This is a genomic window from Nocardioides szechwanensis, assembly GCF_900103935.1.
GTDB lineage: Bacteria > Actinomycetota > Actinomycetes > Propionibacteriales > Nocardioidaceae > Nocardioides > Nocardioides szechwanensis.
On record NZ_FNIC01000004.1, the window covers coordinates 397,236 to 411,219 of the forward strand.

17 protein-coding genes are annotated in these 13,984 nt (G+C 71.5%); 15 read left to right on the plus strand and 2 right to left on the minus strand.

Annotation, left to right across the window (positions count from 1 at the left end; genetic code table 11):
- Positions 1-5: 5 nt before the first annotated feature.
- The 4 genes from purD (at position 6) to BLR90_RS12555 (ending at position 3,879) form a co-directional block, all read left to right on the plus strand.
- The gene (purD, locus tag BLR90_RS12540) at positions 6-1,241 is read left to right on the plus strand and encodes a phosphoribosylamine--glycine ligase (protein ID WP_091025538.1); all 1,236 of its coding nucleotides are present in this window, start codon (positions 6-8) and stop codon (positions 1,239-1,241) included.
- A gap of 147 nt (positions 1,242-1,388) precedes the next feature.
- A complete protein-coding gene (locus BLR90_RS12545) occupies positions 1,389-1,874 on the plus strand; it encodes a hypothetical protein (RefSeq protein ID WP_091025539.1) in 486 nt (161 codons plus the stop codon).
- Entirely contained in the window at positions 1,862-3,304 is a 1,443-nt protein-coding gene (gene purB, locus BLR90_RS12550) for an adenylosuccinate lyase (RefSeq protein ID WP_091025540.1), read from the plus strand. Before BLR90_RS12545 ends, purB begins: the two co-directional genes overlap by 13 nt.
- Complete coding sequence (locus tag BLR90_RS12555; protein WP_091025586.1) at positions 3,301-3,879, plus strand: antibiotic biosynthesis monooxygenase; 579 nt, start codon at positions 3,301-3,303, stop codon at positions 3,877-3,879. The genes purB and BLR90_RS12555 overlap by 4 nt, the downstream gene beginning before the upstream one ends.
- A 16-nt stretch (positions 3,880-3,895) precedes the next feature.
- Here the strand turns inward: BLR90_RS12555 and BLR90_RS12560 are convergent, their stop codons facing one another.
- Positions 3,896-4,513 (minus strand): hypothetical protein, encoded by a 618-nt coding sequence (locus tag BLR90_RS12560; RefSeq protein ID WP_091025541.1) that lies wholly within the window; start codon positions 4,511-4,513, stop codon positions 3,896-3,898.
- Positions 4,514-4,570: 57 nt separating this feature from the next.
- On the opposite strand from BLR90_RS12560, the gene BLR90_RS12565 reads away from it, so the two are divergent.
- From BLR90_RS12565 to BLR90_RS12605, 9 genes are all read left to right on the plus strand, one after another.
- Positions 4,571-5,461, plus strand: coding sequence for a phosphoribosylaminoimidazolesuccinocarboxamide synthase (locus BLR90_RS12565; RefSeq protein WP_091025542.1), 891 nt, complete (start codon positions 4,571-4,573; stop codon positions 5,459-5,461).
- A 13-nt stretch (positions 5,462-5,474) separates the two neighbouring features.
- Positions 5,475-5,891 (plus strand): SRPBCC family protein, encoded by a 417-nt coding sequence (locus tag BLR90_RS12570; protein ID WP_091025543.1) that lies wholly within the window; start codon positions 5,475-5,477, stop codon positions 5,889-5,891.
- 44 nt (positions 5,892-5,935) lie between these two features.
- Positions 5,936-6,247, plus strand: a complete 312-nt coding sequence (locus BLR90_RS12575) for an MMPL family transporter (protein ID WP_091025544.1) — start codon at positions 5,936-5,938, stop codon at positions 6,245-6,247.
- 11 nt (positions 6,248-6,258) lie between these two features.
- Positions 6,259-7,836 (plus strand): long-chain-fatty-acid--CoA ligase, encoded by a 1,578-nt coding sequence (locus BLR90_RS12580; protein ID WP_091025587.1) that lies wholly within the window; start codon positions 6,259-6,261, stop codon positions 7,834-7,836.
- Positions 7,837-7,843: 7 nt separating this feature from the next.
- Complete coding sequence (locus tag BLR90_RS12585) at positions 7,844-8,032, plus strand: hypothetical protein (protein WP_091025545.1); 189 nt, start codon at positions 7,844-7,846, stop codon at positions 8,030-8,032.
- A gap of 9 nt (positions 8,033-8,041) precedes the next feature.
- Positions 8,042-9,472, plus strand: a complete 1,431-nt coding sequence (locus tag BLR90_RS12590) for a hypothetical protein (RefSeq protein ID WP_091025546.1) — start codon at positions 8,042-8,044, stop codon at positions 9,470-9,472.
- 62 nt (positions 9,473-9,534) lie between these two features.
- Positions 9,535-9,795, plus strand: a complete 261-nt coding sequence (purS, locus tag BLR90_RS12595; RefSeq protein ID WP_091025588.1) for a phosphoribosylformylglycinamidine synthase subunit PurS — start codon at positions 9,535-9,537, stop codon at positions 9,793-9,795.
- Positions 9,792-10,460 (plus strand): phosphoribosylformylglycinamidine synthase subunit PurQ, encoded by a 669-nt coding sequence (gene purQ / locus BLR90_RS12600; protein WP_091025547.1) that lies wholly within the window; start codon positions 9,792-9,794, stop codon positions 10,458-10,460. Before purS ends, purQ begins: the two co-directional genes overlap by 4 nt.
- Positions 10,457-10,903: a DUF3817 domain-containing protein gene (locus BLR90_RS12605; RefSeq protein ID WP_091025548.1), complete on the plus strand. Its 447-nt coding sequence runs from the start codon at positions 10,457-10,459 to the stop codon at positions 10,901-10,903. Before purQ ends, BLR90_RS12605 begins: the two co-directional genes overlap by 4 nt.
- Positions 10,904-10,921: 18 nt before the next feature.
- Here the strand turns inward: BLR90_RS12605 and BLR90_RS12610 are convergent, their stop codons facing one another.
- Positions 10,922-12,355 (minus strand): glycoside hydrolase domain-containing protein, encoded by a 1,434-nt coding sequence (locus BLR90_RS12610; protein ID WP_170254324.1) that lies wholly within the window; start codon positions 12,353-12,355, stop codon positions 10,922-10,924.
- 165 nt (positions 12,356-12,520) lie between these two features.
- Here BLR90_RS12610 and BLR90_RS12615 point away from each other — a divergent pair, with 165 nt between their 5' ends.
- Together BLR90_RS12615 and BLR90_RS12620 are read left to right on the plus strand one after the other, a co-directional pair.
- Entirely contained in the window at positions 12,521-13,087 is a 567-nt protein-coding gene (locus tag BLR90_RS12615) for a TerD family protein (RefSeq protein WP_170254323.1), read from the plus strand.
- A 352-nt stretch (positions 13,088-13,439) separates the two neighbouring features.
- On the plus strand, positions 13,440-13,984 hold a 545-nt coding region (locus BLR90_RS12620), incomplete at its 3' end, for a DUF222 domain-containing protein (protein WP_143016208.1).

Here is a 13,984-nt window from a genome sequence, read left to right on the forward strand (position 1 = left end):
CGCACGTGAAGACTCTCGTGATCGGCAACGGCGGCCGTGAGCACGCGCTCGCCCGGGCTCTGGCCCTCGACCCGGCGGTGACCGAGGTGCACGTGGCCCCCGGCAACCCCGGCACCGCCGCCGTCGCCACGCTCCACGACGTCGACCCCATGGACGGTGGAGCGGTCGCCGAGCTGGCCGTGCGGCTGGGCATCGACCTGGTCGTGGTCGGCCCCGAGGCGCCGCTGGTGGCGGGGGTCTCCGACGCCGTGACCGCCCGTGGGATCGCGGTCTTCGGCCCGTCCGGCGCGGCCGCCCGGCTCGAGGGCTCCAAGGCGTTCGCCAAGGAGGTCATGGCGGCCGCGGGCGTGCCCACGGCGCGCTCCTTCGTCTGCGTCGACGATGAGGAGGCCGAGCGTGCGCTCGTCGAGTTCGGCCCGCCGTACGTCGTCAAGGACGACGGCCTCGCCGCCGGCAAGGGGGTCGTGGTGACCGAGGACCACGCCCTGGCCCTGGCCCACGCGACGTCCTGCGAACGGGCCGTGATCGAGGAGTACCTCGACGGCCCCGAGGTCTCACTCTTCGGCATCACCGACGGCGTCACCGTCTACCCGCTCCAGCCGGCCCAGGACTTCAAGCGGATCCACGACGGCGACCGCGGGCCCAACACCGGCGGCATGGGTGCCTACACGCCCCTGCCCTGGGCGCCAGCCGACCTGGTCGCCGAGGTCCTGGCCACCGTGCTCCAGCCGACCGTGGACGAGATGGCTCGGAGGGGTACGCCGTTCACCGGTCTGCTCTACGCCGGGCTCGCGCTCACCTCCAAGGGCATGCGCGTCGTGGAGTTCAACGCCCGCTTCGGCGACCCCGAGACCCAGCCACTGCTGGCCCTCCTCGACGCTCCTCTGTCGCCGCTGCTCTACGCGGCGGCCACCGGCACCCTGGCCGAGGTCCCGCCGCCGGTGTGGAAGCGCGGCGCCGCCGTGGCCGTCGTGATGGCGAGCGCCGGCTACCCCGAGAGCTCCTCCAGCGGCGACGTGATCACCGGTATCGACGCCGCCGAGACGATCGACGGGGTGCACGTGATCCAGGCGGGCACTGCTCTCGATGAGGGCGATCTGGTCACTGCCGGGGGCCGGGTGCTCGCGGTGATCGCGACCGGGGAGTCCGTGGCCGCCGCCCGCGACGCGGCGTACGACGGCGTCGCGCAGGTCCACTTCGACGGCGCGCAGCACCGCACCGACATCGCGTCCTCCGTCTGAGGTCTCCCGGGCCTCCCCGGGGACAGGCTCCGCTGCACTCAGGAGAGGGGTCCACGTGGACCCCTCTCCTGAGTGCGCAAGAAGGCCTCTCCACAGAGGCTGGAGGCTCCCTGTTGCGAGCGGTCGTGAGTGCCTACCGTCTGTCGGATGCCCGACCCCGACCTGATCAGCTCCCGCGAGGCCGAGACCTGGCTCGGCTTGGCCAGACGGCAGGCGCGGCGGGTCCTGACGGCCGGTTTGGCTGGCCCGCCTGTGGTGACCCCGAGCGCCCATCTCTACAGGGCCGCCGACGTCGGTGACCTGAGCCGGTGGCCGCGCGTCGCCCTGGAGGAGGGGTGGGACCTGTCGGTATGGACACGTCTCTGGATCCGCATCGTCTGCGAGCGGGACGGCTGGCTGCCGTTCGTGGCCACGGTGGGCGGCTTTGTGGCGCTGGGGGCCGAGATCACCGCGGTGGCGCAGACGTCACCGCGACGGTGCCGCCTCGAGCTGCGGGACCCGGGGGCCTGGTTCGAGACGCTGAGGTCGACCCGCTTCCCCACTGGCCCCGGCCGCGACTGGGTGCTGCGTGGGTCGCCCTGCTCATCCAGGGGCTCGTCCGAGGGCCCGTCCATGGGAGAATGGCAGCCGTGACCGTCCCGAATGTCCTCGCCACCCGCTACGCCGGGGCCGACCTCGCACAGATCTGGTCACCGGAGCACAAGATCGTGCTCGAGCGGCAGCTCTGGATCGCCGTCCTGAGAGCGCAGCGCGACCTCGGCATCGACGTGCCCGACGGGGTGGTCGAGGCCTACGAGGACGTCGTCGACAAGGTCGACCTCGAGTCGATCGCGGCCCGGGAGCGGGTCACCCGCCACGACGTGAAGGCGCGGATCGAGGAGTTCAACGCCCTCGCCAGCCACGAGCACATCCCTCTGCAGTACATCCATGCGGGCATGACCTCGCGCGACCTGACGGAGAACGTCGAGCAGCTACAGGTCCGCCAGTCCCTCGAGCTGCTGCGCGACCGCGCCGTGGCCACCCTGGCCCGGCTCGCGCGGCTGGCCGCGGAGCACGAGACCACCGTGATGGCCGGACGCAGCCACAACGTGGCGGCACAGGCGACCACGCTCGGCAAGCGGTTCGCCACCGTGGCCGACGAGATGATGATCGCGCTCGAGCGCATCGAGGACCTGCTGCGGCGCTATCCGCTGCGCGGCATCAAGGGCCCGATGGGCACCGCCCAGGACATGCTCGACCTGCTCGACGGCGACGACGCCAAGCTGGCCGACCTCGAGCAGCGCGTGGCCGCACACCTCGGGTTCGAGCGGGTGCTGACCTCGGTCGGCCAGGTCTACCCGCGCTCCCTGGACCTCGACGTCGTGAGCGCGCTGGTGCAGCTCGTCGCCGGTCCCTCCAACCTCGCCACCACGATCCGGCTGATGGCGGGCAACGAGCTGGTGACCGAGGGCTTCAAGGAGGGCCAGGTCGGCTCGTCGGCGATGCCGCACAAGATGAACAGCCGTTCTGCCGAGCGGGTCAACGGTCTGTCCGTCGTGCTCCGCGGCCACCTGTCGATGATCGGCGAGCTGGCCGGCGACCAGTGGAACGAGGGCGACGTCTCCGACTCCGTCGTACGCCGGGTCGCGCTGCCCGACGCGTTCTTCGCGGCCGACGGGCTGTTCCAGACGTTCCTCACCGTGCTCGACGAGTTCGGTGCCTTCCCCGCGGTGATCCAGCGCGAGCTCGACCGCTACCTGCCCTTCCTGGCCACCACCAAGGTGCTGATGGCCGCCGTGCGCAACGGCGTGGGCCGCGAGAGCGCGCACGAGGCGATCAAGGAGGCGGCGGTCGGCGTCGCGCTCGACATGCGCCGCGGCCAGGCCGACAACGACGTCTTCGCCCGGCTCGCGGCCGACGAGCGGCTCGGGCTCACCGCCGACCAGCTCGCCTCGCTGGTGGCCGACCCGATCACCTTCACCGGTGCCGCGGTCGCGCAGACCCAGAGTGTCGTACGCCGGGTGGCCGAGGTCGCCGCCCGCTACCCGGAGGCCGCGACCTACTCGCCCGGCGCGATCCTCTGACCAGCCCCGCGGGTGGGCCGGTCACCGTCTCGATCACGCGGCAGCTCGAGGCCGGCCACGAGGCCGAGATGGTCAGCTGGCTGTCGGCCGGGATCACCCTCGCAGAGCGCTTCCCGGGGTTCCTGGGCGCCGGGTGGGTGCGTCCGGACACCGGCTCCGAGACGTGGCACATGCTCTACCGCTTCGCCGATCAGGACGCGTTGCTCACGTGGGAGCAGTCGCCGCAGCGCCAGTGGTGGCGCTCGTCGGCCGCCGGCCTCGGGGTCGTCGAGTCACGGGTCGAGAAGCGGACGGGCATCGAGGGCTGGTTCGACGAACCGACCACCCGCGACGTGAGCGACCTGCGTGCGGCACCGGCGCCGCCGCCGCGCTGGAAGCAGGCGTGCGTGATCTTCCTGGTGTTCTTCCCGCTGAGCCTGCTGGTCAACTGGGCGTCCAGCGAGCTGGTGCCCGACCTGTTCCTGCCGCTGCGGGTGCTGCTGGCGGTGCTGGTCATGACGCCGGTGATGACCTACCTGGCGCTGCCGTGGATGACGCGCCGGATGCAGTGGTGGCTGCACCCGAAGCAGTCCTGACCGGGACGGGAAGCGGCTAGGCGCGCGCGTCGCCGCCCCAGTTGGCGAGCTTGGTGGCGACCGTGTGCAGGTCGGCGCGCCAGACGTCCTCGGGGCCGGGGGGCAGGATCTCGTCCCACTCGACCGCGAAGGAGCCGAGCACGTTGGGGAGCCGCGCCGTACGGATGAAGAACCACAGGTGGAAGTGGGAGCCGCCGTCGCCCCACCGGTTCATGTGTACGCGGCCGATGTCGGGCAGGTGCTCGATGATCCGCGTGAGGCGGTTGGAGATCCGGCCGCACTCGGAGGCGAGGTCGTCGTCGAAGTCGCCGAAGTCGAGGTGCTCGCGGGTGTGCAGCACGAGCACGAGCGGGAGACCGCTCGGCTGGCCGCCATGGGTGAGCACCCACCGCTCGTCCTCCCACACCACCCGGGCGGGGTCGAAGCCGGCGCACGCGGGACAGGGCTTGTCGTCGGACTCGCCGTCGCGCACGGGTTCGTCGCTCGGTGGCCGCAGGGTCTTGGGGACGACCTCGCCGTCGACGGCCTCCCACGGGAAGACGTCCCAGCCACCGATCGGCGGCGTCGGGAGGTGGCCGTCGGGACCGACGGCGGCGATGACTCGGGCGTAGACCTCTTCGGCAGACTCCGGCATGGCCCAACTGTGCCACTCGCGGCCGGGGGGCCAGAGCGCGCCCCTAGGCTGGGCCACATGGCCGACCTGAACATCCCCGTGGCGCCGGCGATCCCTGGCGCCACCCCGCTGCACTCGGGGAAGGTGCGCGACCTCTACGTGCTCGACGCCGGCCCCTACGCCGGCGAGCTGCTGATGGTGGCCAGCGACCGGCTCTCGATCTTCGACTTCGTGCTCGACACGACGATCCCCGACAAGGGCGAGATCCTCACCCGGATGTCGCTGTGGTGGTTCGGCCAGCTAGGCGTCCCGCACCACGTCCTCTCGACCGACGTGCCCGACGCCGTCCGGGGCCGGGCAGTCGTGTGCCGGCGCCTCGAGATGTACCCGGTCGAGTGCGTCGCCCGCGGCTACCTCACCGGCACCGGGCTGCTCGACTACCGCGCGACCGGTGAGGTCTGCGGGATCACGCTGCCCGACGGGCTGGAGGACGGCAGCCGCCTGCCCGAGCCGATCTTCACGCCGGCCGCGAAGGCGGCCCTGGGCGACCACGACGAGAACGTCTCGTACGACGAGGTCGTCGCCGAGGTCGGGCCGGACGTGGCCTCCGCGCTGCGCGAGTCCACGCTCGACATCTACGGGCGGGCCGAGACCATCGCCCGCGAGCGGGGGATCATCCTGGCCGACACCAAGTTCGAGTTCGGCGCCGACTCCGAGGGCACCCTGGTACTCGCCGACGAGGTGCTGACGCCCGACTCGTCGCGCTTCTGGCCGGCCGCCGAGTGGCAGCCCGGCCGCACGCAGCCGTCGTACGACAAGCAGATCGTGCGCAACTGGGCGCTCTCGCCCGAGTCCGGCTGGGACCGCTCCTCCGGTGAGCCGCCCCCGGCGCTGCCGCCCGAGGTCGTGGAGCGCACGCGCAGCCGGTACGTCGAGGCGTACGAGCTGCTCACCGGCGAGACGTTCTAGAAGGGCCTGTCTGATGCACCTGCCGGTCCCGCCCGAGGTGGCGTTCGACTACCTCGTCGACCCCGCCAACCGCGCCGAGTGGCAGCCCAGCCTGGCCCGGGTCGAGGACGTCGTCGGCCCGGTCGGCGTCGGCCAGCGCTGGGTCGACGTGACCCGCCCCGGGCTGCGCCCGCTCATGGAGACCACCGAGCTGGACCGCCCGCACCGCTGGACCGAGCGCGGGACGTGGCGCACGTTCTCCGCCGAGCTCACGCTGGAGTTCGCCCCCGCCCCGGGCGGCTGCGAGGTCGAGCCGACGATGCGGCTGCGCGCGCGGGGCCCGGCCGGGCTGGCGGCCCGGGTGCTCGACCGCCTTGCGCCGCTCGCCGTACGGGCGGACCTGCGCAACGCGGGCCGGATCCTAGGCAGCCGATCTCGGGGAACTGCATAAGTTCTGGGTTGGTAGGGCCTCGGCGGCTGTCTAGGTTCGTGCGTATGAAGGTGCTGACGCCGAAGGTCGTGGTGGTGATCGGCGGCGTCATCACCAGCGCGGGCATTCTGCTCGCGGTGGTCCTCACGGTGCTCGGGGTGGTGCCGCTGATCGTGCTGACCCAGGTCGGCGTGATCGTCGGCTTCGGTGTCCTGCTCGACACGTTGCTCGTGCGCAGCGTGGTGGGGCCGGCGCTGGCCGCGCTGCTGGTCATCTCGGGGGGACGCCGTTTCTGGTGGCCGGCGGACACCTCGCAGGCGACCCCGGGCGAGGTCGACGAGGAGGCCAGTAGGTTGGCTCTCACCACGACGAAGTGACGGAGGACGCGGTGTCGGACACGACGTACAACCTGGCCAGCCTGCTCGAGGACAGCGCCGAGCGCTATCCCGACCGAGAGGCGGTCGTCCTCGGGGACACGCGCCTGACCTACGCCCAGGTCGACGGGGTGGCCAACATGGTCGCCAACCTGCTCGTCTCCCGCGGCATCGAGCCGGGCGACAAGGTGGCGCTGAGCTGCGCCAACCTGCCCTACTTCTCGATGATCTACTACGGCATCCTCAAGGCCGGCGCGACCGTCGTACCCCTCAACATCCTGCTCAAGGGCCGCGAGGTCGCCTACCACCTCGGCGACGCCGACGCGAAGGCCTACTTCTGCTTCCAGGGCACCCCCGAGCTGCCGATCGGCCAGGAGGGGTACGCCGGGTTCCAGGCCGCCGAGGGCTGCACCGACTTCTTCATGGTCACCGTCGACCCGGCGGCCGCGTCGCCGATCGAGGGCACCGAGTCGTTCGGCCAGGCCATCTCCGGGCAGCCCGGGACCTTCGAGACCGTGGCCACCGACGAGGGCGACACGGCCGTCATCCTCTACACGTCGGGCACGACCGGGCAGCCCAAGGGCGCCGAGCTGCGGCACTGCAACATGCGCGACAACGCGCTCGCCGGTGAGGCGCTGTTCGGCGCCGACGCGGAGCGGCCCGACACCTACCTGTGCGTCCTGCCGCTGTTCCACTCCTTCGGCCAGACCGTGATCCAGAACGGCGCCTTCGCCTACGGCGGCACCGTCGTGATGCTGCCGCGCTTCGAGGCCGGGCCCGCGCTGATGACGATGCTGTCGGAGAAGGTGACGTTCTTTGCCGGCGTCCCGACCATGTACTGGGGCCTGCTCGGCGCCCTCGACCCGACCGTCGACGTCGAGGAGATCGCCCGCAACCTCCGGGTGGCCGCGGCCGGTGGCTCGGCGCTGCCGGTGGAGGTGCACAAGGACTTCGAGAAGAAGTTCGGCGTCACCATCCTCGAGGGCTACGGCCTCTCCGAGACCTCGCCGGTCGCGAGCTTCTCGCCGTACGGCGAGCCGGTGCGGGTCGGCTCCATCGGCACCCCCATCCCCGGCGTCGAGATGAAGCTGCTCAAGCCCGACACCTGGGACGACCTCGAGGGCGGCGACGACCCCGAGCACGCGGTGGGCGAGATCGCGATCAAGGGCCACAACGTCATGAAGGGCTACTACCAGCGGCCCGAGGCGACCGAGGAGGCCATCCAGGACGGGTGGTTCCGCTCGGGTGACCTGGGCCGGCGCGACGCCGACGGCTGGTACTACATCGTCGACCGGTCCAAGGACATGATCATCCGCGGTGGCTACAACGTCTATCCGCGTGAGGTCGAGGAGGTCCTGATGACCCACCCCGACGTCTCGCTGGCCGCCGTCATCGGCGTCCCCGACCCGAGCCACGGCGAGGAGATCAAGGCCGTCGTTATCCTCAACGACGGGGCGACGGTCACCGAGGAGGAGCTGGTCGCCTGGGGCAAGGAGCAGATGGCCGGCTACAAGTACCCCCGCCAGGTGCAGGTCGTCAGCGCCCTGCCGATGACCGCCACCGGCAAGATCCTCAAGCGCGAGCTCTCGTGACCGCGCCATGGTGAAGGTCATCGGCCTGGCCGTGGCCGGGCTGATGGTCCTGGTCGGCGCGCTGTGGACCCTCCAGGGTCTCGGCTACGTCGAGGGCAGCTCCATGACCGGCGAGAAGACCTGGTCGGTGATCGGCCCGATCGTCGCCGGCCTCGGCGTCGCGCTCGCGATCTCGATCATGGGCCGCAAGCACTAGCCTGAGCGCATGGAGCTGCACGAGCACCTCGCGGAGCTGGTCGCCAGCGTCGGGCCCCAGGTGCTGGACGACCCCGACGGCTTCCGCGCCGCGCTCGACGACTACCTCGACGAGGGCGCGGCCAGCACCGGTGACATCAACCTGCTGGTCGACACGGTCCGGCTGGGCGCCTACGGCTGGATGATCAACACGATCACCAGCGGCGGCGAGGGGGCGCGGGCGGTCGAGGCCGCCGGGACCCTCCTGGCCCGCGACCGCGGCAGCCGCGACGTCGACAGCGCCCGGTGGGCCTGCGCCGTGCTGGCGTTCGCGGTCGGCAAGGTCGGCGACGCCGACGTACGCCGCTACCGGACGCGCAGCCTCTCGCCGCTCTCCGAGCAGCCCGTCGCGGCACCCGATCCCGGTGGGGTGACCGAGCCGACTGCGCCACCGACCGCCGTGGTCGCCCCCGACGCGTCCACCGAGCCGGCCCAGCCGCCCGCGCCCCCGCCCGCCCCCACCCCTGCCGACGAGACCGTCCTCGGCGAGCCCGCGGCGGAGGTCGCCGTCCCGGCCGCCCGGCTGCCGGAGCGGCGCCGCAGCTGGGCTCCCGTCCTCGCCGTGCTCGTCGTCCTGGCCCTGGTCGGCGGCGGGTTCGCCGCGTGGCGGGTGCTGGGCGCCGACGACGACGGCACCCCGGGTGACACGGCCGGCGAGCGCACCACGGACCCCACCGACGCCACGACCGGCCCCACCGAGCCGACCGAGTCGACCGGGTCGACCGACAACCCGGTCGAGGAGCGCACCGACTACGTGCCCGTGCCGGAGGACCCGGAGCCGTTGCCGTTCGACGTCAACGCCGAGCTCGTCAACCTTCCGTGCACGGGGGAGGTCATCGTCATGCTCGCCACCGCCAGCGTGCCGGCCAACTACGCCGACAAGCTCGGCAAGGCGATCGAGGGCGTGCCGGACGCCGCGGTGCTGCGTGCCTCCGACTCGTGCGACGCGTTCCAGGAGACCAACCCCGACTCCGGGGCGCCGATCTACAACGCCTACCTCGGCCCCTTCGCGACCGCTGCCGACGCCTGCGAGGTGATCAGCACCCTCGACAGCCCGAGCGCCTGGGTGCGCAGGCTCGCCAACCCGTCGCAGGAGCGCGAGCTCTGCTTCTGCGAGGAGTCCATCGACGGGCTGCCGGTCCTCGGTCCCGAGAGCGACCTCGACTCCCTCGTCACCCGGCGGCTGATCGGGCAGGTGCAGTGGGCGCTCTACCTGGACGACCATCTGCCCAAGGACGCGGTGTTCACGACCCTCGGGCAGTACACGCCGGAGTTCGCGGGCGCCGTGACGGCGTTCCAGGGCGAGGTGCTCGTGGAGCAGAACGGATCGGTCACCCGGGAGACCTGGGAGCGGCTCCTCGACGAGTTCTGCGACACCGACTACTACGACGTCGAACGCTGAAAAGTAGGATGGTGCTGCCTTCGCACCCGTCCGTGAAGCCCGCCCCTGAGCAGGAGCCCGTCGTGCCCCGAGTCGTCGTCGACGTCATGCCCAAGCCCGAGATCCTCGACCCGCAGGGCAAGGCCGTCCTCGGCGCCCTGCCAAGGCTCGGCTTCGTCGGCGTCACCGACGTACGCCAGGGCAAGCGCTTCGAGCTCGAGTTCGCCGGAGAGATCACCGACGCGGTGCTCGCCGAGGTGCACGAGATGGCCGAGACGCTGCTGTCCAACCCGGTCATCGAGTACTACACCGTCCACCTCGCCGAGGCGGAGCAGCCCGCATGAAGGTCGGGGTCGTCACGTTCCCCGGGTCGCTCGACGACGTCGACGCCCAGCGCGCGGTGGGGTTCGGCGGCCACGAGGCCGTCGCGCTGTGGCACGGTGACCACGACCTGCGCGGGGTCGACGCGATCATCCTGCCGGGCGGGTTCTCGTACGGCGACTACCTGCGCTGCGGTGCCCTGTCGCGCTTCTCCCCGGTGATGACCGAGGTCATCGCGGCCGCCGAGCGGGGGATGCCGGTGCTCGGCATCTGCAACGGCTTCCAGGTCCTGTGCGAGTCGCACCTGCTGCCGGGCGCGCTGATCCGCAACGACCACCGCAAGTTCGTCTGCCGCGACCAGCGCCTGCGCATCGAGAACAACCGCACCCCCTGGACCTCCGCCTACGCCGAGGGCGCCGAGGTCACGATCGTGCTCAAGAACGGCGAGGGCGGGTTCGTCGCCGACGAGGCGACCCTCGACCGCCTCGAGGGGGAGGGGCAGGTCCTGGCCCGCTACCTCGGCGACAACCCCAACGGCTCGCTGCGCGACATCGCCGGCATCACCAACGCCCGCGGCAACGTGGTCGGCCTGATGCCGCATCCCGAGCACGCCGTCGAGGACCTGACAGGTGCCGGCACCGACGGTCTCGGCTTCTTCACCAGCCTCGTCGAGGGCTCGTTCGCGTGAGCCCCACCCGGCTGTTCCGCGTCGTGGCGACCGCGGAGGCTCTCACCTGGGCCGGCCTGCTGACCGGCATGTTCTTCAAGTACGTCACCGAGACCACCGAGCTCGGGGTCCGCGTCTTCGGGATGCTGCACGGCGTGGTGTTCATCGGCTACTGCCTCACCACGGTGGTCGTCGCGGTCGACCGCCGCTGGACCCTCGGCCGGACGGCGCTCGGGCTGGCCTCGGCGGTCCCGCCGTTCATGACCGTCTGGTTCGACCGCCACGTCGAGCGACGCGCGGGGCTGGGTGACACCTGGCGCCTGGTGGGCGAGGACGCCGCCCGGCCGGTCGAGCGACCGGTGGCGTGGCTGCTGCGCAACCCGGCCCGCGGCGTGGCCGCCGCGCTGGTCGCCGTCGTCGCGTTGACCGGGGTCGCGCTGCTGGTCGGCCCGCCCGCGAGCTGACGCTGTCCGGCGGCCGGGTCAGCGGACGCCGGCCGCCAGCTTGGTCCAGGACTCCGCGGCGATGACGCCCGAGGCCGTGATCCCGACCTTGGACTGCCACGTCCGCACGGCCCCGAAGGTCGCGGTGTCGAACACCCCGTTGGTCGGCACCGACTTGCCGAGCGCCGCGGCGTTGAGCGTGCGCTGGAGGCGGCGTACGGCGGGACCGGCGGAGCCGTACTTGACGATCTTGCGGTCGCCCGCCACGAGCAGCGTCATCCAGTGCTTCACGAACCACGACGTGCCCACCGCGAGACCACGCTCGGCCTGCCAGGTGTTCATCGCCTTGACCAGCTTGGGGTTGTAGTTGCCGCCGGTCGGGCCGTCGTAGTAGCCGTGCTCCTTGAGCAGGCACTGCAGCGCCTTCACGTGCGGGGCCGACGGGGTGTAGCCCTCCGACGGCGCCTTCAACGGCAGGTACTCCCGGAACGACACGTTGACCCCGTCGCAGTGCGTCTCCGGCTCGGCGTAGGAACCGCGGCCGACGTCGAGGAAGTTGCGGTCGATGTTGATCTTGACGCCGCCCCACGTCTCGTCGTGGCCGCCCTCGTACTGCTTGATCCTGCCGCCGGGGCGCCACCCGTCCTCGCGGATGTACGACGTCGACGTGTTGGGGATGCCGTCCCAGCGCGCCACCCAGATCATGTCGGGCAGCGTGAACCGGTCCGGGCGGTTGACCCGGGCCGAGTCGAGCGCGGCGATCCCGGAGCCGGCGCTGGAGTAGACGCCCGACACGAAGCCCAGCTCGTGGAGCTTCTGGGTCCAGCCGCTGAGGAAGGTCAGCGCGGACTCACGGCAGTCGGTGTTGCTGGAGTCGAAGCCCTCGAGGTCGTACCAGAGCGTGCTCCCCGGTGCGATGCCCAGCGAGGTGGCGACCTGGACGGTGTCGACCGCCTCGTCCATGCCCTGCTGCTTGGCCAGGGCGTAGCGCTTGACCTTGCCCGGCTTGGGGTTGATCTTGACGTCGTCGTCGTAGCGCGGGAACCGCGGCTGGCACGAGGCCTGGGGCCCGAGAGTGATCGGCAGCAGCCGCCAGCCGTTGCGCAGCTGGGTGGAGATCCAGGTCGGCGTCAGGTTGGGCTGGTCGCGGCAGGCGCGCGAGTCGCCGGCGATGTAGATGCCGACCGACAGGAACGGCGAGGCCTTCAGCCAGGCGTTCATCGCCTTCTGGTTGGGCGCGTGGCACTGGTCGAAGCCGAAGCCGGTGAAGTCGCCCGGGGTCACCACGTTGGTGGCGCGCTGCGAGGCGGTGGTCGGGGCGGTGGTCGAGGAGCTCGGGGCGGCGGTGTCGGAGGCGCCTCCGGGCGCGCTCGTCAGGGCCAGTGCCACGGCGACGGCGACCAGCACGGAGCTGGTGCGGGCGAGGCGGGCGGGTAGCCGGCCAATCAGACGGGCAGGCAGACGGGCGGTCATCGCGGATCTCCAGGGGAAGGGGTGTCGGTCCGGCGGAAGCCTCGCCACCATAACCCCACAAGTAACACCAGTAACATCGGTTGCGGGCAACTACACCGCTGTAATTCACAAAGCGTGGCCGACGAGGTGTGCCCGGGTAGGTTCGGCCCAGCGAAGGAGGCGACGTTGATCGAGCTGACCAAGGGTCAGGAGCTGGTGCTGGCGACCGATGACGGGCGTCCGCGCAGCCGGATCCAGCTGGGCCTGGGCTGGGACAAGCTCTACACCGCGGGCGCCATGGGCACCGGCGCTCCCGACATCGACCTGGACGCCACCGCCGTGCAGTTCGCCGGCGAGCAGCTCTTCGACCTGGCGTTCTACAACAACCTGCAGACCCGCGACGGCTCCGTCGTACACCTCGGCGACAACCTCACCGGCCGAGGTGACGACGACGACGAGGTCCTGACCGTGGACCTCGACCGCGTCTACCAGCGGGTCGACACGATCGTCTTCCTGGTGAGCAGCTACCACGGCCACAGCCTCGAGTGGATCGACCGGGCCTACGTGCGCCTGCTCGACGAGGAGCGGGTCGAGTTCGCCCGGTTCCGCCTCACCGCGGGTGTCCCCGAGACGGGGCTGGTGATGGCCAAGCTCGTCCGTGACGAGGCGGGGTGGCGCCTGCGCGCCATCGGCGAAGGCATCGCCGTCACCGTCCCCACCGAGTCGGTCGACAAGCTGCGCCCGTTCCTCTAGGCCCTTTCGCTGGCCGTGTCGAGGCAGGCGACTGTCCGCCGCGGGGGACTGTGGCCCGCGCGCGTAGCAACCCGGGTCTCGCCGTCAAGGAGCTTCGCCCGCTTCGCGGCGCCTTCGGCGTCCTTGACTGCGAGCCTCTCCCGGGTTGCTGGGGCGGCGCACGGGCGGCGGCGGCTTCGCCGCGCCGCCCGCACAAGCGCGGGCCCTTCCTACGGTGGTTGAGGTGCGAGCGCAGCGAGCCTCGAAACCACCCCCGAACCCCAAAGGTAAAGTCCCAGAAAGTTGCGGAAGCCCTTGTGGGTAAGGGGTTCTGAGCCCTTCGACTGTCGGTGGTCGATGCTGGAATAGTCCCATGGCCAGCACCGGACACCGCACCGATCGGGACCACCCGATCCTCGCTGCCGTGTCCGCGATCCAGGCCGAGCTGCGCAGTGTCGAGCACGCGCCGGCGTGGTCGTTGTCCGACGACGAGACCCGATGCGCCTTGGTGGAGCTGACCCGGCTCGTCGCCCAAGCCACCTCGCTGGAGCTCAAGGTCGCGGCCCACGCGGACCGCAACCAGGTCGGCGACGCGTCCGGTGCGACGTCGACGTCGGTGTGGTGGGCGAACCACACCCGCATGACCCAGCGCGAAGCCGCACGGAAGATCAAGCTCGCCAATGCCCTCGAGACCCACGACCCCGTCGCCCACGCGCTGGCGGCAGGCGACGTGCTGGTCGACCAAGCCCACGTGGTCACCGACGCCGTCGACGCCCTGCCCGACACCGTCCAGCCCGACGTCCGCACTCGAGCACGTGACTACCTCCTCGAAGCCGCTGCGCACTACGACGCCCGCGCGCTGCGCATCCAGGGCCGACGGATCCTCGACGTCGTCGCCCCCGAGATCGGCGAGGCCGA